This is a genomic window from Rhodoferax sp. RT4P68 (assembly GCF_056521305.1).
The window spans coordinates 79,992-99,181 of record NZ_JBWMBB010000012.1; the positions used below are offsets into that span (position 1 = coordinate 79,992).

19 protein-coding genes are annotated in these 19,190 nt (G+C 68.1%); 11 read left to right on the forward strand and 8 right to left on the reverse strand.

Annotated elements, in window-relative coordinates:
- The first annotated feature begins 18 nt into the window (after nucleotides 1–18).
- From AC099J_RS23260 to AC099J_RS23285, 6 genes are all read left to right on the forward strand, one after another.
- The gene (locus AC099J_RS23260) at nucleotides 19–939 is read left to right on the forward strand and encodes a CoA transferase (protein ID WP_479617676.1); all 921 of its coding nucleotides are present in this window, start codon (nucleotides 19–21) and stop codon (nucleotides 937–939) included.
- Complete coding sequence (locus tag AC099J_RS23265; protein ID WP_479617677.1) at nucleotides 939–1,493, forward strand: HAD family hydrolase; 555 nt, start codon at nucleotides 939–941, stop codon at nucleotides 1,491–1,493. Before AC099J_RS23260 ends, AC099J_RS23265 begins: the two co-directional genes overlap by 1 nt.
- Nucleotides 1,494–1,654: 161 nt before the next feature.
- Nucleotides 1,655–1,825, forward strand: a complete 171-nt coding sequence (locus tag AC099J_RS23270) for a hypothetical protein (protein ID WP_479617678.1) — start codon at nucleotides 1,655–1,657, stop codon at nucleotides 1,823–1,825.
- Between the two features lie 143 nt (nucleotides 1,826–1,968).
- Nucleotides 1,969–2,874, forward strand: coding sequence for a pyridoxal phosphate-dependent aminotransferase (locus tag AC099J_RS23275; RefSeq protein WP_479617803.1), 906 nt, complete (start codon nucleotides 1,969–1,971; stop codon nucleotides 2,872–2,874).
- Between the two features lie 173 nt (nucleotides 2,875–3,047).
- On the forward strand, nucleotides 3,048–3,641 hold the full coding sequence (locus tag AC099J_RS23280; RefSeq protein ID WP_479617679.1) for an SMI1/KNR4 family protein: 594 nt from the start codon (nucleotides 3,048–3,050) through the stop codon (nucleotides 3,639–3,641).
- 240 nt (nucleotides 3,642–3,881) lie between these two features.
- Entirely contained in the window at nucleotides 3,882–4,142 is a 261-nt protein-coding gene (locus AC099J_RS23285; protein ID WP_479617680.1) for an aminotransferase class I/II-fold pyridoxal phosphate-dependent enzyme, read from the forward strand.
- A 27-nt stretch (nucleotides 4,143–4,169) separates the two neighbouring features.
- Here AC099J_RS23285 and AC099J_RS23290 read toward each other — a convergent pair whose 3' ends face one another.
- A complete protein-coding gene (locus tag AC099J_RS23290) occupies nucleotides 4,170–6,479 on the reverse strand; it encodes a YgiQ family radical SAM protein (RefSeq protein WP_479617681.1) in 2,310 nt (769 codons plus the stop codon).
- A 150-nt stretch (nucleotides 6,480–6,629) separates the two neighbouring features.
- Between AC099J_RS23290 and AC099J_RS23295 the strand changes: the two genes are divergently transcribed.
- From AC099J_RS23295 to AC099J_RS23315, 5 genes are all read left to right on the forward strand, one after another.
- On the forward strand, nucleotides 6,630–7,940 hold the full coding sequence (locus tag AC099J_RS23295) for an HD-GYP domain-containing protein (protein ID WP_479617682.1): 1,311 nt from the start codon (nucleotides 6,630–6,632) through the stop codon (nucleotides 7,938–7,940).
- Nucleotides 7,941–7,960: 20 nt separating this feature from the next.
- Nucleotides 7,961–9,154 (forward strand): MFS transporter, encoded by a 1,194-nt coding sequence (locus tag AC099J_RS23300; protein WP_479617683.1) that lies wholly within the window; start codon nucleotides 7,961–7,963, stop codon nucleotides 9,152–9,154.
- 79 nt (nucleotides 9,155–9,233) lie between these two features.
- On the forward strand, nucleotides 9,234–10,382 hold the full coding sequence (locus tag AC099J_RS23305; RefSeq protein ID WP_479617684.1) for a mechanosensitive ion channel family protein: 1,149 nt from the start codon (nucleotides 9,234–9,236) through the stop codon (nucleotides 10,380–10,382).
- A gap of 47 nt (nucleotides 10,383–10,429) precedes the next feature.
- Nucleotides 10,430–11,026, forward strand: a complete 597-nt coding sequence (locus AC099J_RS23310; protein WP_479617685.1) for a chromate transporter — start codon at nucleotides 10,430–10,432, stop codon at nucleotides 11,024–11,026.
- Between the two features lie 64 nt (nucleotides 11,027–11,090).
- Nucleotides 11,091–11,675: a chromate transporter gene (locus AC099J_RS23315; RefSeq protein WP_479617804.1), complete on the forward strand. Its 585-nt coding sequence runs from the start codon at nucleotides 11,091–11,093 to the stop codon at nucleotides 11,673–11,675.
- 1 nt (nucleotide 11,676) lies between these two features.
- On the opposite strand, the gene queC is transcribed toward AC099J_RS23315, so the two are convergent.
- The 7 genes from queC to AC099J_RS23350 are packed head-to-tail and all read right to left on the reverse strand — an operon-like array spanning nucleotide 11,677 to nucleotide 19,136.
- A complete protein-coding gene (gene queC / locus AC099J_RS23320; RefSeq protein WP_479617686.1) occupies nucleotides 11,677–12,372 on the reverse strand; it encodes a 7-cyano-7-deazaguanine synthase QueC in 696 nt (231 codons plus the stop codon).
- Nucleotides 12,373–12,417: 45 nt separating this feature from the next.
- Nucleotides 12,418–13,884 carry a xylulokinase gene (gene xylB / locus AC099J_RS23325; protein WP_479617687.1) on the reverse strand — a complete coding sequence of 489 codons (1,467 nt, stop codon included), beginning with the start codon at nucleotides 13,882–13,884 and terminating at the stop codon, nucleotides 12,418–12,420.
- Between the two features lie 9 nt (nucleotides 13,885–13,893).
- On the reverse strand, nucleotides 13,894–14,823 hold the full coding sequence (locus tag AC099J_RS23330; RefSeq protein WP_479617805.1) for an AraC family transcriptional regulator: 930 nt from the start codon (nucleotides 14,821–14,823) through the stop codon (nucleotides 13,894–13,896).
- Nucleotides 14,824–14,868: 45 nt separating this feature from the next.
- On the reverse strand, nucleotides 14,869–16,335 hold the full coding sequence (locus AC099J_RS23335) for a mannitol dehydrogenase family protein (protein ID WP_479617806.1): 1,467 nt from the start codon (nucleotides 16,333–16,335) through the stop codon (nucleotides 14,869–14,871).
- A 29-nt stretch (nucleotides 16,336–16,364) separates the two neighbouring features.
- The gene (locus AC099J_RS23340; protein ID WP_479617688.1) at nucleotides 16,365–17,420 is read right to left on the reverse strand and encodes an ABC transporter ATP-binding protein; all 1,056 of its coding nucleotides are present in this window, start codon (nucleotides 17,418–17,420) and stop codon (nucleotides 16,365–16,367) included.
- A gap of 19 nt (nucleotides 17,421–17,439) precedes the next feature.
- Complete coding sequence (locus AC099J_RS23345; protein WP_479617689.1) at nucleotides 17,440–18,276, reverse strand: carbohydrate ABC transporter permease; 837 nt, start codon at nucleotides 18,274–18,276, stop codon at nucleotides 17,440–17,442.
- A gap of 2 nt (nucleotides 18,277–18,278) precedes the next feature.
- A complete protein-coding gene (locus AC099J_RS23350; RefSeq protein WP_479617690.1) occupies nucleotides 18,279–19,136 on the reverse strand; it encodes a carbohydrate ABC transporter permease in 858 nt (285 codons plus the stop codon).
- Nucleotides 19,137–19,190: the final 54 nt, after the last annotated feature.

Here is a 19,190-nt window from a genome sequence, read left to right on the forward strand (position 1 = left end):
CCACTGCACTGTTCATCCATGGCCGTCACTGCTCCCATACCGTCCCCCACTCGAAGGAATGCCCCGCCCCGCCCGCTGGCTGGTGTACGCATCCTCAGCCTGGCGTTGAACCTGCCCGGCCCGGCGGCGCTCATGCGCTGCCGGGCCATGGGCGCCCGCTGCGTCAAGCTGGAGCCGCCCGCGCCCGACGGCGGTGCCGGCGACCCGATGGCCGTCTACGCGCCCGCGGCCTACGCTGATCTGCACCAGGGCGTGCGCGTGCTGCAGGCCAACCTGAAGACGGACGCCGGCCAGAAGGCCCTGCACCGCGAGTTGGCGCGTACCGATGTGCTGATCACTTCGTTCCGCCCGTCGGCACTGGCCAAGTTGGACCTTGACTGGCGCCAACTGCACCGGCGGTACCCGCAGCTCTCGCAAGTGGCCATCGTCGGCGCCACCGGCGCGCGTGCCGAGGAGCCGGGCCACGACCTGACCTACCTGGCCGAACACGGCCTGGTCGACGGCCTGGCGCTGCCACCCACGCTGTACGCCGACATGGGTGGCTCGCTGATGGCCAGCGAGGCCGTGCTGCAAGCCCAGCTGCTGCGGGCGGCCAAAGGCCGTGGCGTGTTTCTGGAAGTGGCGCTGGCCGACGCTGCAGGCTACCTGGCGCTGCCGCGCACCTGGGGCCTGACGGCGCCCAAGGGCTCGGTCGGCGGTGCCCATGCCGGCTACCGTGTCTACCCGTGCAAGGATGGCCGGGTCGCCGTGGCCGCGCTAGAGCCGCACTTCGCCCAGGCGCTGTGCGAGGCTTGCGGCGTCACCGACGCGTCGCGCAAAAGCATGTTGTCCGCCGCCACGCGCGAGGCGATCGCCGCGTTTTTTGCCTCGCGCACCCGCAAACAGCTGGAACGGCTGGCCCGCGAACAGGACGTGCCGCTACACGTTCTGCCCGCGTGATGCGCTCGCTCGCACTGCGCAGCATCTGCTTCGACTGGGGCGGAACGCTGATGGCCGAGAACGGGCCGCAAGACCTGCCAATGGCGCACTGGCCCGAGGTCATCGTCACGCCCGGCGCAGCGGCCACGCTGGCCGCGCTGGCGGCACGCTGGCCACTGCACATCGCCACCAACGCTGCCGTGTCCAGCCGCGAGCAGATCGGCGAGGCGCTGCAACGCGCCGGCCTGCGGCGGCATTTCCAGCAGATCTTCTGCTACGCCGACATCGGCGCCCGCAAGGACGACCCCGCGTTCTGGCTGGCCGTCGAACGCGCCACCGGCGTGCCGTCGGACCACATGGCCATGGTCGGTGACTCGCTGGAGCAGGACGTGCACGGCCCGGCCCGGTGCGGGCTGCACACCGTCTGGTTCAACGACGGTGGGCGCCAGGCCGTGCCCAACACGCCGGTGCCGAGCGTGCAGCATCTCTCCGAACTGGTGCCGTATTTCGCGAACTGGCGCTGGAACGCACCGGCCGAGAAGGCGCGGCCGGGCGCCGTCGAGCGCCGCCCCTGAGAGCCCGCGGGGCCGCTGGCAAACCCGCGCAGCGCGATGCGCCGTGTGTTCACGATCTGCGCGCCGTATGGCGCCGTGCGTGCGCCCAGGCCCGTTACCAGATCGAGACTTGACAGGTGTGCGATCATCGCGGGTTTTCGTCACGCCATTCAGGAGCAATCATGGGCAACAAAGTCGTCACCGAAGCCGATCGCAAGGCCACCCCCTCACCCACGCCTGCCGGCGGCTTTTCCGCCCGCCGCACCGGCGGCGGCCAGAAGATCAGTCTGGAGCGCGGCGTCGCCACGCGCAGCAAGAAGAACCCGGGCAAGCGCTCGCGCAAGGGCGGCTGAGCTTTCCCGCTCCCCCCGGCCGCTGAATGGCAACGTTCAGCGGCTTTCTCTTGGGCGGTCACACCGCCGGCAAGCCATCCCGGCGAACAGCGTGGCTGCAGATGGTGGGCGCCATGACCGGGACCGGAAGTTACGATCACCGCATGACCGCCGCCTCTTCGTCACCACTGTGGAGCCCGTGCATCGCGGCGCTCGAGCCGTATGTGCCCGGTGAGCAACCGCACATCGCGAACCTCGTCAAGCTCAACACCAACGAACACCCGATGCCACCCTCGGCGCGTGCCGTGGAGGCCATTGCGCACGCGGCACATGAAGGGCTGGAGCGCTATCCAGATCCCGAATCGACGGCGCTGCGCGAAGCCATTGCCGCGCGGCATGGCCTGGAGCCAGCCCAGGTCTTCGTCGGCAACGGCTCCGACGAGGTGCTGGCCCACGCCTTCTTCGCATTCTTCCAGCAGCCCGGCCCGCTGCTGTTCCCCGACGTCACTTACACCTTCTATCGCAGCTGGGCGCTGCTGTACGGCATCACGGCACAGATGGTGCCGGTCGACGAAGGCTTGCGCATCGACGTCGCCGCGCTGGCCGCGCTGGCTGGACGGGGCTGCGCAGGCATCGTGCTGGCCAATCCGAATGCGCCAACGGGCATTGGACTGCCCTTGGCGGACATCGAGCGGCTCCTGGCGGCAGCGCCCGGGCGCGTGGTGCTGGTCGACGAGGCCTATGTGGGGTTTGGCGGTCAGAGTGCAGCGGCGCTGGTGAAGCGGTATCCGAACCTGCTGGTGGTGCAGACCATGTCGAAGTCGTATGCGCTGGCCGGGCTGCGCGTGGGCTTCGAACTTGTCGCTGGCATAGGACAAGCGATGCGCCGCACTAGGTTTGCTTCTGTGATCGAGGCCAACCGGAAAGCAGCCTGCTCTGAGGTGCAAAATTCTGCTTCGTTGTGGCTGACCAGACTTCCCCGGCAGCGATCTGCCAATTGCTCCAACGCCGCCGCTGCTGCTCTTGCGATGAATACCCTTTTGCGGCAACTTGGAGCGGGCGTCCAATAACCCCGCACAGACATCTGTTAGAAGGATTTTGCTATCGCACAATACAAAGTCGGGTTCGCAGTATGGCGTCTTTTTACACTACGAGCGCGTACTAGACTTTACAAGCTCTGCCGATGCCGGAACATCGCAGGGTGGTGACGATTTTTGGGTCACGTTGATTAAAGAAGAATCAAATGAAGAAAGAAAATGTGACTAGATGGGAGCGGCTGGAATCTCATTTGGCGAACAACCAACCGGACGTTTTGAAGAGCCTTCGGGCGTCAGCGACGCTCGGCCACATCCGTGCAGTAGAGATGGAAATGGGCTTGGAATTTCCAGAGGACGTCCGAAACGCCTATTTGCGCCATGACGGATGCGATATTTTTCGTGACGACGCTCCAGAACCCGTACTTCTCCCTCCAGACTGCCCTTGGCTTCCGCTTGCGAAAGTCTTGGAAATGTGGAGGCACACCAGCAGAATTTTCACCGAGGAGGACTTGGCCGACATGTCCGAGGACGACGAAGATGTTGCCCATTTAGTGAGTCCTAAACCGGTGCGACCCGGGCCGCAGCCGAAGTGGATACCCATTGGATTTAGCTTTTCTGGGAACTGGGTCTTTATTGATCTTGTCCCGGGGCCTGCAGGCACCGTCGGGCAACTGATTCGGCACGATCATGGATTTGGGGGGACGGTGATTGCCAGCAGCTTCGGGGACTACTTGGACCGCTTGATGGCTGCGATCAGCAGCGGCAGCGGTGGCTGGAAGAACGGCAAAATCGTGCTGTGAACGCTCGCGTCCAGGTGCACGACTTGAGGCTTCAAGAAGTGCATCCATGGCGCGGCGCACGAGGGTCGTGCCACATTCCGTGGTGTAGGTTCCACATCGCGGACAAGGTTGAAATGCACTGCCTCAGCGTGCCGCTGCGGACAGCCGAGTGGGCGCAGTGGCGCCCATGGTCTGCAGGCCTCACCTTCTTCAGGCCATCAAGCTGCCTGTAGCGCCGGTTGCGCCGCATGTGCCCAAGTCGTGACGACCCGCGCGTCGTGGGCGCAGGAACTGGCAGGGCTGGGTTTCACGGTGCTGCCTTCGCAGGCCAACCTTCTGTTCGTGCGCCATCCCGAGCACGACGCGGGTGCACTGGCGGCGGCCCTGCGCGCGCGGGCCGTTCTGGTGCGTCACTTCCGTCAGCCGCGCATCGAACAATGGCTGCGGATCAGCATCGGCAGCGACGCCCAGTGCGCGACGCTGGTGGAGGCGCTGGGCGCTGTGCTGCGGGAACGCGGTTGAGCTGACGGCCCGGCGCGCCCGCCGCGCTCAGCGCGGCTTGCGGCGGGGCGCGCCGGTCTCACGCGGCGGCAGGCCGGTGTGCTGGGTCAGCAGCCTGCCCTTGACCGGCTTCGCCGCAGCCTGAGACGCACTGGGCCCCGGCGTCGAGTTCTTGCGCCGCGCGCTCTCGTAGCCACCATCGTTCAGCGGCTGCCAGCTGGGGATCAGATGGTGCTTGCCGTTGCCGATCAGATCGGCGCGGCCCATGGCTTTGAGCGCCTCGCGCAGCAGCGGCCAGTTGTTCGAATCGTGGTAGCGCAGGAAGGCCTTATGCAGCCGGCGGCGCTTGTCGCCGCGCACGATGTCCACGCCCTCGCTGTCGCGCGTCACCTTGCGCAGCGGGTTCTTGTTGCTGTGGTACATGGCCGTGGCCGTGGCCATGGGGCTGGGGTAGAAGGTCTGCACCTGGTCGGCGCGGAACCCGTTCTTCTTGAGCCAGACGGCCAGGTTCATCATGTCCGCGTCGCTGGTGCCGGGGTGCGCGGCGATGAAGTACGGGATCAGGTACTGCTTCTTGCCCGCCTCTGCCGAGTACTGCTCGAACATGCGCTTGAACTTGTCATAGCTGCCGATGCCGGGCTTCATCATCTTCGTGAGCGGGCCTTGCTCGGTATGCTCTGGCGCGATCTTGAGGTAGCCGCCGACGTGGTGCTGCACCAGCTCTTTCACGTATTCGGGGCTCTGCACCGCCAGGTCGTAGCGCAGTCCGGAGCCGATCAGAATCTTCTTGATGCCCTTCAAGGCCCGCGCTCGGCGGTAGATCTTGATCAGTGGGTCGTGGCTGGTGTTCAGGTTCGAGCAGATGCCGGGGTACACGCAGCTGGGCTTGCGGCAGGCGGCCTCGATCTCGGGCGTCTTGCAGCCGATGCGGTACATGTTGGCCGTGGGGCCGCCCAGATCCGAGATGGTGCCGGTGAAGCCGGCCACCTTGTCGCGGATGTCTTCCACCTCACGGATGATCGATTCTTCACTGCGGCTCTGGATGATGCGGCCCTCGTGCTCGGTGATCGAGCAGAAGGTGCAGCCGCCGAAGCAGCCGCGCATGATGTTCACGGAAAAGCGAATCATCTCCCAGGCCGGGATCTTGGTCGCGCCGTCATGGCTGCCGGCCTCGTCCGCATAGCGCGGGTGCGGGCTGCGCGCATAGGGCAGGTCGAACACCATGTCCATCTCGGCCGTGGTCAGCGGGATCGGCGGCGGGTTGATCCACACATCACGCGCGGTCGCGCCCTCGCCATGTGCCTGCACCAGCGCGCGGGCGTTACCGGGGTTGGTTTCCAGGTGCAGCACGCGGTTGGCGTGGGCATACAGCACGGCGTCAGACTTCACCTGCTCATAGCTGGGCAGCCGGATCACCGAGCGGTCGCGCGGCGGCACCTTCAGCTGCACACGCGGGTTGGGCACGAACTGCAGCGGCTTGACGCTGGCGCCGCCGGCGTTGGCCTGGTCGGCCACAGCCTGGGCTTCGTCGTCGCGGCTGCAGGTGGCGCCGTTGGCCTTGGCCTGCTCGGACACCATCAGGTACGGGTTGACATGCGCCTCGACGCGGCCCGGCGCGTCCACGCTGGTCGAATCGATCTCGAACCAGCCCTCGATCGACTCGCGGCGCACGAAGGCAGTGCCGCGCACGTCGGTGATCTGCGCCACCGGCTCGCGTGCGGCCAGCCGGTGTGCCACCTCGACGATGGCGCGCTCGGCGTTGCCATACAGCAGCAAGTCGCACTTGGCATCGACCACGATGGAGCGGCGCACCTTGTCGGACCAATAGTCGTAGTGCGCGATGCGCCGCAGGCTGCCCTCGATGCCACCGAGCACGATGGGCACGTCGTTCCAGGCCTCGCGGCAACGCTGCGAATAGACGATGGCAGCGCGATCGGGCCGGGCACCGCCAACGTCGCCCGGCGTGTAGGCGTCATCGCTGCGGATCTTGCGGTCCGCCGTGTAGCGGTTGATCATCGAATCCATGTTGCCGGCGGTCACGCCGAAGAACAGGTTCGGCTTGCCGAGCGCGCGGAATGGCTCGGCGCTCTGCCAGTCAGGCTGCGCGATGATGCCGACGCGAAAGCCCTGCGCCTCCAGCATGCGGCCGATCACGGCCATGCCGAAGCTGGGGTGGTCGACATACGCATCGCCGGTCACCAGCACGATGTCGCAGCTGTCCCAGCCGAGCGCGACCATTTCCTCGCGCGAGGTGGGCAAAAATTTGGCCGTGCCGAAGCGGGCCGCCCAGTACTTGCGGTAGCTGGCGAGCGGTTTTGCGGCGCGCGCGAAAAAGGAGACGTCGACCGGGGCATTCATCGGGGATGTGTCCTGGGCGAAGGACGAAAGGCGGGGGATGCGCGATTTTAGGTGGCATGGCCCCGTCCGCGTCGCGCCGGGGGCATTCGGCTGTCCGTCTGCAAGCCGGATGTGACAACCAATTCGTAAACCCTGTGATACAACCAACAGATGCCCCTGCCGAGCGTCTCGCCCAATTTTCAGCAAGCCGTCCAGCAGCTCACCGACCAGCGCCCCCCCAAGGCGACCACGGCCATCTACAGCTCGCAAGGCGTCAAGCTGATCGAGCAAGGCGTCACTGTTGACCCCGGCCTCTACGAACGTTTGATGCGCCACCAGCTGGCCGTGCCGCTGGAAGACAGCCTGCTGGCCGAAGACAGCGTGAACGGCAAGGCACTGCGGGCGGCCGGTGAAGACTTGATCAGCCGCCGCCCGGTGCTGGCCTATCTGCTGGGTTCACCTGCGGCGCAGGCCCAACTGCTCGATGCATTGGAGGCGGTGCCGTTGCCACCACCCGTGGCCTTCCAGCTGAGCGTGGCGCGCGATGTGCATCCCGCGCTGTTCCACTACGCCGTGTGCACCGCCCTGTTGGCCGGCTGGCTGGCGCGCGGCGGCAACGGCCTGCGCTATGACGTCGTGATGCTGGCCGCCGCCGGGCTGGTGCAAGACCTGGGCATGCTGCACATCGACCCGGCGCTGCTGAACACCGAAGGCCCGTTGACCAGCGCGCAACGGCGCCAGCTGTATTCGCACCCGCTGATCTCGGGCCTGCTGCTGGAGCGCCACCACGAATATCCGCGCGAGTTGATCCGCGCGGTGCGTGAACACCATGAACTGCTGGATGGTTCGGGCTACCCCGCCGGGCTGGCCGGCGACAAGATCAGCGCCTGGGGCCGCACGGTGTCGCTGGCGCAGGTGATGTCCGCGCTGCTGCGGCCTGGGCGTGGCCTGTCGGCGCTGCGGCTGTCGCTGTTGCTGCGCACGAATCGCCACCGGTACGACCCGGCGCTGTGCGACCAGGTGATGGCCGTGCTGCGCCAGTTGAGCCAAGACGGCGTGGCCGCGTCGCCCACCGAGCTGGCCTCGCTGGAGCCGGTGGCCTCACCCGCGCAGCGGCTGATTGCCATGGACGGCCTGCTGGCCGACTGGCCGGCCGCACTGGCGCAGGCCAGGAATCTACCGCCAGCCCGCAGCGCCGGCATGGTGCCGATCACGCAACAGTGCGAGCAGATGCGCCGCCTGCTGGCCGGAGCTGGCGCCAGCGCTGATCAGTTGCGCATGCTCGGCAGCGAGGACGGTGACGACGAGGTGCTGATGAGCGAACTCTCACTCATCGCCCAGGAGATGGCCTGGCAGCTGCGTACGCTGACACGCAACGTGGGCCGGCGCTGGGCCGGCGCGCAAGCCGAACCGTTGCCGCCCTCCGTGTTGGACTGGCTGCGCCGCGTCGACGACTGCATCGCCGACCTCGTACAGGTCTGAGAGCCCCGACGCACCACGGCATGGAACCGGGAGAGCACGCGCAGGCGGTCGACGCCACGGCGCCATCGATGCTGCGCAGGCTGCTGCCGCTGATGGCCGTTCTGGTGCTGGTGCACCTGGCCTTCACCGGCGGGCGGGTATCGCTGACGCTCTACGCCATCACGCTGCAGGCATCCACCTTCATCGTCGGACTGCAGGTGAGCCTGCTGTCCATCCTGCCGATGCTGCTGTCGGTGCGGCTGGGCCGCTGGATCGACCGCGTCGGCATGCAACGCCCGGCGCGCATCGCCACCATCCTCACGGTGCTGGGCGTCGCGCTGCCCGTGCTGTGGCCCAGCGTGCCGGTGCTGTGCGTGGCCAGCATGCTGCTGGGCAGCGGCTTCATGCTGCTGCACATGACGATCTACAACGAGGTCGGGCACTCGACGACAGCGGCCATGCGCGTGCGCGCCTTCACCATGCTGTCGCTGGCGTTCTCAGTCTCCACCGTGCTGGGCCCGGTGATCGCCGGCATCAGCATCGACGCGCTGGGCCACCGGGCCACGTTCGGCGTGCTGGTGCTCTTCCCGCTGCTGGCGCTGGCCACGCTAGTGCTGCTGCGCATCCGGCTGGTGCCGCGCACCGGGCCGGGCGGGGCCGCCAGCACGGGCCGTGTGATGGAGCTGCTGCGCGCGCCGCGCATGCGCGCCGTGTTCATCATCAGCGGGCTGCTGTCGATGAGCTGGGACATGTTCACCTTCATGGTGCCGGTGCAGGGCACGCGCATCGGGCTGTCGGCCTCGACCATCGGGCTGATCATGGGCTGCTTCGGCGTGGCGACCTTCGTCGTGCGCCTGGGCATGCCGGTGCTGCAGCGGCACCTGGACGAATGGCAGACGCTGTGCCTGTCGCTGGGTGTGACGGCGGTGGTCTACCTGCTGTTCCCGCTGTTCACGGCGGTGCCGGTGCTGCTGGTGCTGGCCTTCGTGATCGGCCTCAGCCTGGGCTGCACGCAGCCCATGGTGATGAGCCTGGTGCACGCGGTGGCGCCGCCCGGCCGCGCGGGCGAGGCCCTGGGCGTGCGCAGCACGGTGATGAACGCCAGCCAGGTGTTCCTGCCAATTCTGTTCGGTGGCCTGGGCGCGGCGGCCGGCATGGTGCCGGCCTTCTGGACGCTGGCGCTGATCCTGGGCGGGGGCACGGTGTTCGCGCGCGGCCATGTTGCCAAGCGCTGAGGCTGGACGGCGCCTTCCTACGCGACGCGGCGCCCGGCAACGATAGCCCGCAGGGCGCGCAGCCCTTATAAACGCCGGCATGAACGATCTGCAACATTGGTTCTCCACCACCACCTTTCTCGGCATCGGCCTGCACAACTGGGCGTTCGCGCTGGTCAGCGCGCTGGTCTCCCACTTGATCCTGACGACGGTGCTGCGTCTGGCCCGCACGCGCCTGCAGGCACGGGCCCCGGCTGCGCCGACGGTCAGCGGGGTGGCAGCGGTGCGGCCCATGCTGGCGCAGATGCTGGAGCGCACCAACGGCGTGCTGCTGCTCGTGGGGGCCGTGCTGGTCGGCCTGAACGTGCTGGACCTGCCGCCGCGCTGGTCCGGCCGCGTGGCGCAGCTGTGGTATGTGACGGTGGCGCTGCAGATCGCGCTGTGGGGGGCCAAGCTGATCGAGTTGTCCATGCACAACTACCTGCTGCGCCAAAGCGCGCCCGGCAGCACGCCGCAGGCCAGCGTCTCCAGCACGCTGATCGGCTGGGGGCTGAACACCGCCCTGTGGACCATCGTGGCGCTGGCGGTGCTGAGCAACCTGGGGTTCAACATCACGGCCTTCGTGGCCAGCCTGGGCATCGGCGGCATCGCGGTGGCGCTGGCGGCGCAGAACATCCTGGGCGATCTGTTTGCCTCGATCGCCATCGCGCTGGACAAGCCGTTCGAGGTCGGCGATGCGATCAACAACGGCACCGTGGCGGGCACTGTGGAACACGTGGGGCTGAAGACCACGCGCGTGCGCAGCCTGGCGGGCGAGCAGATCGTGGTCTCCAACACCGAGATGCTCAAGGGCTCGCTGCGCAACTTCAAGCGCATGCAGACGCGGCGCGTCGAGTTCAAGTTCGGCGTGACCTACGACACCACGCCCGAGCAGGCCGAGGCCATCCCCGGCGTCGTCCGGCGTGTGATCGAGGCGCAGCCGCAGGTGGTGTTCGACCGCGCGCACCTGGCCGGCCTGGGCGAAAGTTCGCTGGACTATGTGGTCATCTACATCATGCAGACCGCCGACTACAAGCTCTACATGGACAACCAGCAGGCCATCTACATCGGCCTGATGCGCGAACTGGCAGCCATGGACGTGGGCTTCGCCTTTCCCACGCGCACGCTGGTGCTGGCGCCGGGGGCCGCGCCGGGGCTGCAGTACGTGGCGGGCGACGGGTCGGCACCGGCCACGGCGCCGACGGCTTGACCGCGCGACGTTGGACGGGCGCCCGCCGCCCGCGATAATCCGCGCCCATGCCCGCCCCCTCCCCCGCGGCCGCGCCGGCCAGCCCCGGCGCCACGTCGCAGCCCTCGTCCAAGACCGATCTTTTCCTCTCGTTCACCTGGCTCGCGCTGCAGGGCTTCGGCGGCGTGCTGGCAGTCGTGCAGCGCGAGCTGGTCGAAAAAAAGCGCTGGATGACACGCGAGGAGTTCGTGGAGGAATGGGCGGTCGCGCAGATCATGCCGGGGCCCAACGTGGTCAACCTGTCGTTGATGATCGGCGCGCGCTACTTCGGCCTGGCCGGCGCCATGGCGGCGCTGGCCGGCATGCTGGTGGCGCCGATGTGCGTGGTGCTGCTGCTGGCCATCGGCTACACCCGTCTTGCCGACGATCCGCACATGGCGGGCGCGCTGCGGGGCATGGGCGCCGTGGCCGCCGGCCTGATCGCGGCCACCGGCATCAAGCTGCTGACCGCGCTGCAAGCCAATGTGCTGGGGCGCCACCTGTGCCTGGTGCTCGGCCTGGCCTGCTTTGCCGGCGTCGCGCTGCTGCGCTGGCCCCTGGTGGTCGTGCTGTTGGGCCTGGGCACCGTGGGCTGCGTGCTGGCCTACCGCAGGTTGCCGGCATGAGCGCCGCCCGGCTGCCCCGGATGCGCTCGTGGCTGGTGAAGTGCGCGGCATGGAGGCACACCGCATGACGGGCGGCCTGCAGCTGACCCTTGGCGCGGCCGACTGGCTGACGCTGTTCCTGCACTTCGCCTCGCTGTCGCTGCTGGCCGTGGGCGGCGCCATCACGACGGCGCCGGACATGCACCGCTTCCTGGTCGACCAGCAGGGCTGGTTGACCGACCCGCAGTTCAACGCATCGATCGCCATTGCCCAGGCCGCGCCCGGGCCGAACGTGCTGTTCGTGGCACTGATGGGCTGGAACGTGGGCCTGAATGCCGGCGGCTACCCCACGGCTGCGTTGGGCCTTTTGGCCACCATGTTCGGCATCCTGTTGCCCAGCACCACGCTGACCTACTTCAGCGCGCAGTGGGGCCACCGCAACCGCCACCTGCGCAGCGTGCGGGCCTTCAAGCAGGGCATGGCGCCCATCGTCGTGGCGCTGCTGATCGCCACCGGCTGGGTGCTGACCGCCACGCACGACGTGCCGGCGCGCGACTGGAAGCTGTGGGCGCTGACGGCGGTCACCGCGCTCGTGGTCTGGCGCACGCGGCTGCACCTGCTGTGGCTGCTGGGGGCAGGCGCTGTGATGGGCGCCTTCGGCTGGGTATGACTCAGGCGCCGCTGTAACGCTGCCAGCCCTGCGCCCGCAGGCTGCAGGCCGGGCACGCGCCGCAGCCATATCCCCAGAGGTGGCGTGCGCCGCGCTCGCCCAGGTAGCAGGTGTGGGTGTGCTCCAGCACCAGCTCGACCAGCGCCGGGCCGCCCAGCGATGCGGCCAGCGCCCAGGTCTCGGCCTTGTCGATCCACATCAGCGGGGTGTCGATGAGGATGCGGCGGTCCATGCCGAGCGACAGGGCGATCTGCATGGCCTTCATGGTGTCGTCGCGGCAATCCGGGTAGCCCGAAAAGTCAGTCTCGCAGACGCCGGTGACCAGCACGTCCAGCCCGCGCCGGTAGGCCAGTGCGGCGGCCAGCGTCAGGAACAGCAGGTTGCGCCCCGGCACGAAGGTGTTGGGCAGGCCCGAGCCCTCCATCTCCAGGACGATCTCGCGCGTCAGCGCCGTCTCGCTGATCTCGCCCAGCACCGGCACGGCCAGCAGGTGGTCATCACCCAGCCGTGGCGCCCAGAGCGCGAACTGCGCGCGCAGCTGGCGCAGCACGACCAGGCGGGCGTCCAGCTCGATGCGGTGGCGTTGGCCGTAGTCGAAGGCGATCGTCTCCACATGCGCGTAGCGCGTCAGCGCATGGGCCAGGCAGGTGGTGGAGTCCTGGCCGCCGGAGAACAGGACGAGGGCACGGCGTTGCATGGTGGGCTCAGGAGAATCGAAAGCGCGATTCTCCCGCCAGCGTGCTCAAGTCGGCGGGAACAGCGGGCGCAACGCCTGGTAGATGGCCTGGAAGCGCGCGAAGCGCGGGCCATGCAGCGTGGCCGCGGCCGTGTCGGGGTTGAAGCGCTGGCGCTCCTCGGGCTGCACGCAGACGCTGGCGAGGCTGCCGCCGTCACAGAGCCAGCCCAGCCGGGCGGCGCCGAGCGCGCCGCCGGCCTCGCCGCCTGCGCCCAGCGCCAACGGCGTTTGCAGGATGTCGGCCAGCAGCTGCGACCACCAGGGGCTGCGCGAACCGCCGCCGACCAGGGCCAGCGGCGCAGCAGTATCCGGCCGCGTCAAGGTGTCCAGGCCGTCGCGCACCGCATGGCCCACGCCTTCGGCCACGGCATAGGCCATGTCGGCACGCGAATGCACCTGCGTCAGCCCGAACAGCACCCCCTTGGCGTGGGCGTCGTTGTGCGGCGAGCGCTCGCCCGACAGGTAGGGCAGGAACAGCGGCGCGCGGGCGCGGGCCGCGTTGTCCAACGCTGCCGCAGCGCCGAAGAAGCCGGGCACGTCGGTGAAGCCAAAGCAGCGCATGGCCCAGTCGATCGCGCTGGAGGCCGACAGCATCACCGACATCTGGTGCCAGCTGTCCGGCACCGCATGGCAGAAGGCGTGGACGGCGCGCGCCGGGTTGGGCGCAAAGCCGGCCGTGCAGACGAAGATCACGCCCGAGGTGCCCAGCGACAGAAAGCCCTGGCCGGGCCGCACCAGCCCCATGCCGACAGCGCTGGCCGCGTTGTCGCCGCCGCCGCCGGCGATCTTCACCGCAGGCCCCATGCCCCAGCGCGCGGCCAGCGACGGGCGCAGCATGGCCGATAGCGTGCTGCCCTCGACCAGACGCGGCATGTGCGCGCGCGTCAGGCCGCTGGCGGCCAGCAGTTCGTCGGACCAGTCACGCCGCGCCACGTCCAGCCACAGCGTGCCGGACGCGTCGGACATGTCGCTCACGGCCTCGCCGCTCAACACCAGCCGCAGCCAATCCTTGGGCAGCAGCACGCGGCGCGTGCGTGCGAAGACGGCGGGCTCGTGTTCGCGCACCCACATCATCTTGGGCGCCGTGAAGCCGGGCATGGCCAGGTTGCCGCTGATCTGCGCCAGGCGCGGCACGTCGCGTGTCAGCGCCTCGCACTGCTCGCTGCTGCGCCCGTCGTTCCACAGGATGGCCGGACGCAGCACGGCGTCGGCCTCGTCCAGCAACACGGCGCCGTGCATGTGGCCGGACAAGCCGATGGCGCTTACCCGGCGCATGGCGTCCGGATGACGCGCGCGCAGCGCCTCCATGACGGTGTTCAAGGCCTCGACCCAGGTGGCCGGGTCCTGCTCGGACCACAGGGGGTGCGGCCGCTCGACCACCAGCGGCGCATGGGCCACGCCGACGACCCCGTGGTCATCGGCCAGCAGCAAGGCCTTCAGCTCGGAGGTGCCAAGATCCAATCCCAGGTACATGCGCAGTTTTCAATGTGAACCGCCGAAGCGCGAATCTGCTTGGCGGCGAAACTCGGTCGGGGTGACCCCCTTCAACTCCAGGAAACGCCGGTTGAAGTTTGCCACGTTGTTGAATCCGACCTGGTAGCAGATGTCGGTGACGTAGTGGTCGGTTTGCATGAGCAGCCGGCAGGCACTGTTGATGCGCACCATGTTGACGAAGTCGGTGAAGCTGTTGCCGGTGGCGCGCCGGAAGAAACGCGAAAAGCGCGATTCGCTCATGCCCAGGTCGGCCGCCAGATCGGCCAGGCTCACCGGCTCGGTCAGGTTGCCCGTGATGCGGTCGACGATGCGGTTGATCTGGTCCAGCTCTCCGGCACCCTCGGCGCCCTGGATCTGCACCGTGGACAGCAGCCGGTAATCGCCACACTGCGCCAGATCGGCCAGGTAGGCGCAGAAATGGCTGAAACGGCGCACCCCGCGCGTCGACTTGACGGCCTGCCAATGTTCACGCGCCCGGCCGGACAGGCCGAAGAACTCGATCCCGTGGCGTGCCCGCTGCAACAGCAGCATGACCTCGCGCAGCTCGGGCAGATCGTGGGCGGCCCGCTCCAGCGGCGCATGCTCGAACTGGATCACCAGGTCGCGCTCGGCGACGCCGCCCTCCCCGGCGTCCAGCGAGATCCAGTTGTGCGGCAGCCGCGGCCCGCATAGCACCAGGTGGCCCGGCTCGAAATGCCCGATCCAGTCACCGACGAAGGCCTTGCCCGAGGTGCAGGTGATCAGGTGCAGCTCGTACTCGTCGTGAAAATGCCAACGCGCCAGTGGTGTCGGAAAACCGTGGGCCAGGCAGCGCACCACGCCGACTTCGTCCTGCGACTCGTAGCCCAGCGCCTGCAGCCGTGCGAAGGCACCCTCCAGCTCAGGCTGGCGCTGGCGGGGCCGCTGGCGCGTGGTCATGGAGGACATGGCTTCAGGATACAACCGTGCGGCGGCCCGGCCGGCTCACGCCGCCTGCCCGGCCACGAACGCCTGCACGCGCTGGTCGGCCGCGCGCAACCCGGCCAGCAGCCGTGCATCGCCGGCCAGCTCGGCCCACAGCGAACGGTCGGCGGCCAGCGCGGCGACAGGGTCCGGCGCGGCGCAGATGGCGTGCGCGACGGCCGGGTCCATGCCCTGGTCCTGGTAGGTGTAGGCCAGCTCGCCGCGGTGCCAGCGCTGCAGGAACGCCAGGAACAGCGCTGGCAGCATGGCCACGGCCGCGATCGACTGGCCCGCCGCCAACCGTTCACGCACGGTGGGCGCGATGAAGCCGGGAATCTTGGCGAAGCCGTCGGCCGCCACGCGTTGGTTGGTGTCGCGGATGGCGGGGTTGGAGAAGCGGTCCAGCACCACGTCGCGGTAGGCCGGCAGGTCCACCGGGCTGCCGGAACGCCCGGCCGCCCCAAGTTCGGGCGCCCCCCCCGGGGGGCTGGCCGCGCGGAGCCCGGCCGTGGGGGCCTCAGGACTGCCCGGCCGGTCCAGGCAAGGGATCACGTCGTCCGTCACATAGTCGTACGCCATCTGGCGGATGGCAGGCGTCAGCGTGCCCTCGTGGATGTACTGCAGGCCTGCCAGCGTGCCGGCCCAGGCGATGGCGCTGTGGGTGGCGTTGAGGATGCGGATCTTGGCCTCTTCATATGGCTGGACGGACTTCACCAGTTCCACGCCCACCCGCTCCCAGGCGGGCCGCCCGGCAATGAAGTTGTCTTCGATCACCCACTGGATGAAGCTCTCGCCGGTGACGGGCGCGGCATCGTCCTGGCCGGTGGCCACGCGCACGCGCTCGCGCAGCTCTGGCGGCGGGCGCGGCGTGATGCGGTCGACCATGGTGTTGGGAAAACTGGTGTTCGCGTGTGTCCACTCGAACAGCGGCAGGTCGTTGGCGGCCTGCAGAAAGGCCAGCAGAGCGGCCCGGAAGCGGTCGCCGTTGTGGCGCAGGTTGTCGCAGTTGAGCAGCGTCACCGGGCCGGAGCCGGCCGCGCGGCGCGCGCGCAGGATGGCGGCGACCGCGCCGTAGATCGTCTGGCCGGCCAGGCCACGGCGCGCCAGCGCGATGTCGGCCGCCAGCTCCGGCAGCGTCGGGTCCAGCCGGTGCAAAGGGTCCACGTAGTAGCCGGCCTCGGTCACGGTGAACGAGACGATGCGCGTGGCCGGGTGGGCGCCGCGCGCCACCATTGCCGCCAGGCCGGGCGCGTGGGGGATCACCTCGCGGATGGCGGTGATGCGCTGGTACGCGTAGTGGCCCGCCGGCGAGATGGTCTCCATCGTGTAGGCGCCGCCCTGAGCGGCCAGCGCCTGCACGACCGGCTCCATGTCAGGCCGCAGGTTGGTGCCGGCCAGCGTCCAGCGGGTGTCGCCCGCGTCGATCAGGCGTTGCAGGTAAACGGCCTGGTGGGCGCGGTGGAACGAGCCCAGGCCCAGGTGCAGGATGACCGAGCCGGGCGCGGAAGACAGGGGGTTCACAGTGGTGTGCTCCTTGCGTCAGCGGTGGCCAGCGTGCGGCCATCCTTGGTGAACATGTGCAGCACGCTGGGGTCGATCTCCACGCCCACGGCATCGCCCTCCTCCAGGGTGGTGCGCTCGTTCTGGCGCGCGATCATGGTCACGCCCTGCACGTCCACGTGGATCAGCGTGTCCGAGCCCAGCGCCTCGATCAGGTCCACGCGCCCGGTCATGCCGGTCTTGGCGCCCGGATGCACCCGCACGCCTTCGGGCCGCACGCCCAGGAAGCCGTCGGCAGGCAGCCTGCCGCCGGTCACGCGCGAGACCTCGGGCAGCGCGTTGGCCGGCAGCATGTTCATGGACGGCATGCCGATGAACTGCGCGACGAACTGGTTGGCCGGCCGGTCGTACAGATCCAGCGGCGCGCCGACCTGCTCGATCAGGCCGTCCTTGAGCACCACCACCCGGTCGGCCAGGGTCATGGCCTCGACCTGGTCGTGCGTCACGTAGATCGTGGTGGCGCCCAGCGACTCGTGCAGCTTCTTGATCTCCACACGGGTGTTGCCGCGCAGCGCTGCATCCAGGTTGGACAACGGCTCGTCGAACAGAAACACCTTGGGCGCGCGCACGATGGCGCGGCCGATGGCCACGCGCTGCCGCTGGCCGCCGGACAGCTCCTTGGGCGTGCGATGCAGGTAGTTCGCCAGGTTCAGCTGGGTGGCGGCGCGCTCGACCTTGGTCTTGATGACGGCCCGGTCGACCTTGGCCAACTTCAGCGCGAAGGACATGTTGTCGTACACGCTCATGTGCGGATACAGCGCGTAGCTTTGGAACACCATCGCCAGGTCGCGCTGGCCCGAGGGTGTGTAGGTGATGTCGCGCCCGTCCAGCATCATCTGGCCGCTGGTGATGGGCTCCAGCCCGGCGATCAGCCGCAGCAAGGTGGACTTGCCGCAGCCCGACGGGCCGACGAAGACGATGAACTCGCCCTTGTTGATCTGCAGGTCCACACCTTTGATGATGTGGGCGTCGCCGAAGCTTTTCTTGACGTTCTTGAGTTCCAGGTAGGACATGGTGGTCTCCCTTGCTTGATTACTTCACGGCGCCGAAGGTCAGGCCTTGGACGAGTTGTTTTTGCGAGAACCAGCCGAACACGACGATGGGCGCAATCGCCATCAGCGAGGCGGCCGACAGCTTGGCCCAGAACAGGCCTTCGGGGCTGGAGTAGGAGGCGATCAGCGTGGCCAGGGTGCCGGCCTTGGCCGAGGTCAGGTTCAAGGCCCAGAAGGCTTCGTTCCAGCTCAGCACCAGGCACAGCAGACCGCACGAGGCCATGCCGCCGACGGACAGCGGCATCACCACTTCACGGAACTCGGTCCACAGGTTGGCGCCGTCCATGCGGGCGGCCTCCAGGATCTCGGGCGGAATGTCCTTGTAGTTGGTGTAGAGCATCCAGACCATGATGGGCAGGTTGGACAGCGTGAACACGATGATCAGCGCAGGCAGCGAATCGAGCATGCCGGCGGTCTGCGCCAGCACGTAGATCGGCACCAGCGCACCAACGGCCGGCATCATCTTGGTGGAGAGCATCCACAGCAGGATGTCGCGCGTCGCAGGCGTGCGGAAGAACGCCATCGAGTACGCGGCAGGTGCCGCGATCAACAGGCCCAGGATGGTGGAGACCACGCTGGCGATCAGCGAGTTGGTGGCGTACAGCAGGTAGTCGCTGCGACGCTGCACTTCGCTGAAGTTCTCCAGCGTGGCGTCGAACACGAACAGCGGTGGCACAGCGATGGCCTGCAGTTCGGTCTTGAAGGCTGTGAGGAACAGCCAGCCGAGCGGGAAGAACAGCAACAGCGCGAGCGACCAGGCGGCGATGGTGCGCACCGCCGTGGGCAGCAGGGTGGAGGGGGGCTTGGTGGCCGTCATGGTCAGTCCAGGTTCTTGCCGATGATGCGGATGAGGAAGAAGGCCACGATGTTGGCCAGCACGACCGCGAACAAGGCGCCTGCGGAGGCCACACCGACGTCGAAGTTGAGCAGCGACTGCTTGAAGATCAGGTAAGTGAGGTTGGTGCTGGCGTTGCCCGGCCCACCGCCGGTGGTGATGGCGATCTCTGCGAACACCGAGAGCAGAAAGATCATCTCGATCATCACCACCACCGCCATGGCGCGCGCCAGGTGCGGCAGCGTCAGGTAGAAGAAGCGCTGCACGGCGGTGGCGCCGTCCATGCGTGCGGCCTCCATCTGCTCGCGGTCCAGCGACTGCAGCGAGGTGATGAAGATCAGGCAGGCGAACGGCAGCCACTGCCAGGCCACCATCACGATGATGGAGAACAGCGGCAGGTCGGTCAGCCAGTCCACGGGCTCGGCGCCGAAGAAACGCCAGACATGGGCCAGCACACCGTAGATCGGGTTCATCATCATGTGCTTCCACAGCAGCGCGTTGACTGCGGGCATGACGAAGAAGGGCGAGATCAGCAGCACGCGCACGATGCCCTGGCCAGGGAACGGCTCGTTGACCAGCAGGGCCAGGCCCACGCCGAAGACCAGGGTGATCAGGATCACGCTGCCGATCAGCACCAGCGTGTTCCACACGGCGGGCCAGAAGTCGGCGTCGGTATAGAAGTAGTTGAAGTTCTCCAGGCCTGCGAAGGGCCGGTCACCCGGTTGCATCAGGTTGTAGGTGACGAGGGAGAAGTACAGCGTCATCAGCAATGGCACGATCATCCAGAGGAAGAGCGTGACCACGGCAGGGGCCATCAAGGCCCGTGGCAGCAGTCGTTTCATGGCGGCTTTCGTGGAGGTGACGAAGGACGGGGCCGGCAAGGCTGCGGCCCCTTC

Coding starts and splice junctions, on each gene's coding strand:
- xylB (WP_479617687.1), bottom strand. CDS start 13,884: ATGTACCTGGGATTGGATCTTGGCACCTCCGAGCTGAAGGCCTTGCTG.
- AC099J_RS23350 (WP_479617690.1), bottom strand. CDS start 19,136: ATGAAACGACTGCTGCCACGGGCCTTGATGGCCCCTGCCGTGGTCACG.
- AC099J_RS23330 (WP_479617805.1), bottom strand. CDS start 14,823: ATGACCACGCGCCAGCGGCCCCGCCAGCGCCAGCCTGAGCTGGAGGGT.
- AC099J_RS23310 (WP_479617685.1), top strand. CDS start 10,430: ATGCCCGCCCCCTCCCCCGCGGCCGCGCCGGCCAGCCCCGGCGCCACG.
- AC099J_RS23275 (WP_479617803.1), top strand. CDS start 1,969: ATGACCGCCGCCTCTTCGTCACCACTGTGGAGCCCGTGCATCGCGGCG.
- AC099J_RS23270 (WP_479617678.1), top strand. CDS start 1,655: ATGGGCAACAAAGTCGTCACCGAAGCCGATCGCAAGGCCACCCCCTCA.
- AC099J_RS23345 (WP_479617689.1), bottom strand. CDS start 18,276: ATGACGGCCACCAAGCCCCCCTCCACCCTGCTGCCCACGGCGGTGCGC.
- AC099J_RS23290 (WP_479617681.1), bottom strand. CDS start 6,479: ATGAATGCCCCGGTCGACGTCTCCTTTTTCGCGCGCGCCGCAAAACCG.
- queC (WP_479617686.1), bottom strand. CDS start 12,372: ATGCAACGCCGTGCCCTCGTCCTGTTCTCCGGCGGCCAGGACTCCACC.
- AC099J_RS23280 (WP_479617679.1), top strand. CDS start 3,048: ATGAAGAAAGAAAATGTGACTAGATGGGAGCGGCTGGAATCTCATTTG.
- AC099J_RS23340 (WP_479617688.1), bottom strand. CDS start 17,420: ATGTCCTACCTGGAACTCAAGAACGTCAAGAAAAGCTTCGGCGACGCC.
- AC099J_RS23315 (WP_479617804.1), top strand. CDS start 11,091: ATGACGGGCGGCCTGCAGCTGACCCTTGGCGCGGCCGACTGGCTGACG.
- AC099J_RS23295 (WP_479617682.1), top strand. CDS start 6,630: ATGCCCCTGCCGAGCGTCTCGCCCAATTTTCAGCAAGCCGTCCAGCAG.
- AC099J_RS23265 (WP_479617677.1), top strand. CDS start 939: ATGCGCTCGCTCGCACTGCGCAGCATCTGCTTCGACTGGGGCGGAACG.
- AC099J_RS23305 (WP_479617684.1), top strand. CDS start 9,234: ATGAACGATCTGCAACATTGGTTCTCCACCACCACCTTTCTCGGCATC.
- AC099J_RS23300 (WP_479617683.1), top strand. CDS start 7,961: ATGGAACCGGGAGAGCACGCGCAGGCGGTCGACGCCACGGCGCCATCG.
- AC099J_RS23260 (WP_479617676.1), top strand. CDS start 19: ATGGCCGTCACTGCTCCCATACCGTCCCCCACTCGAAGGAATGCCCCG.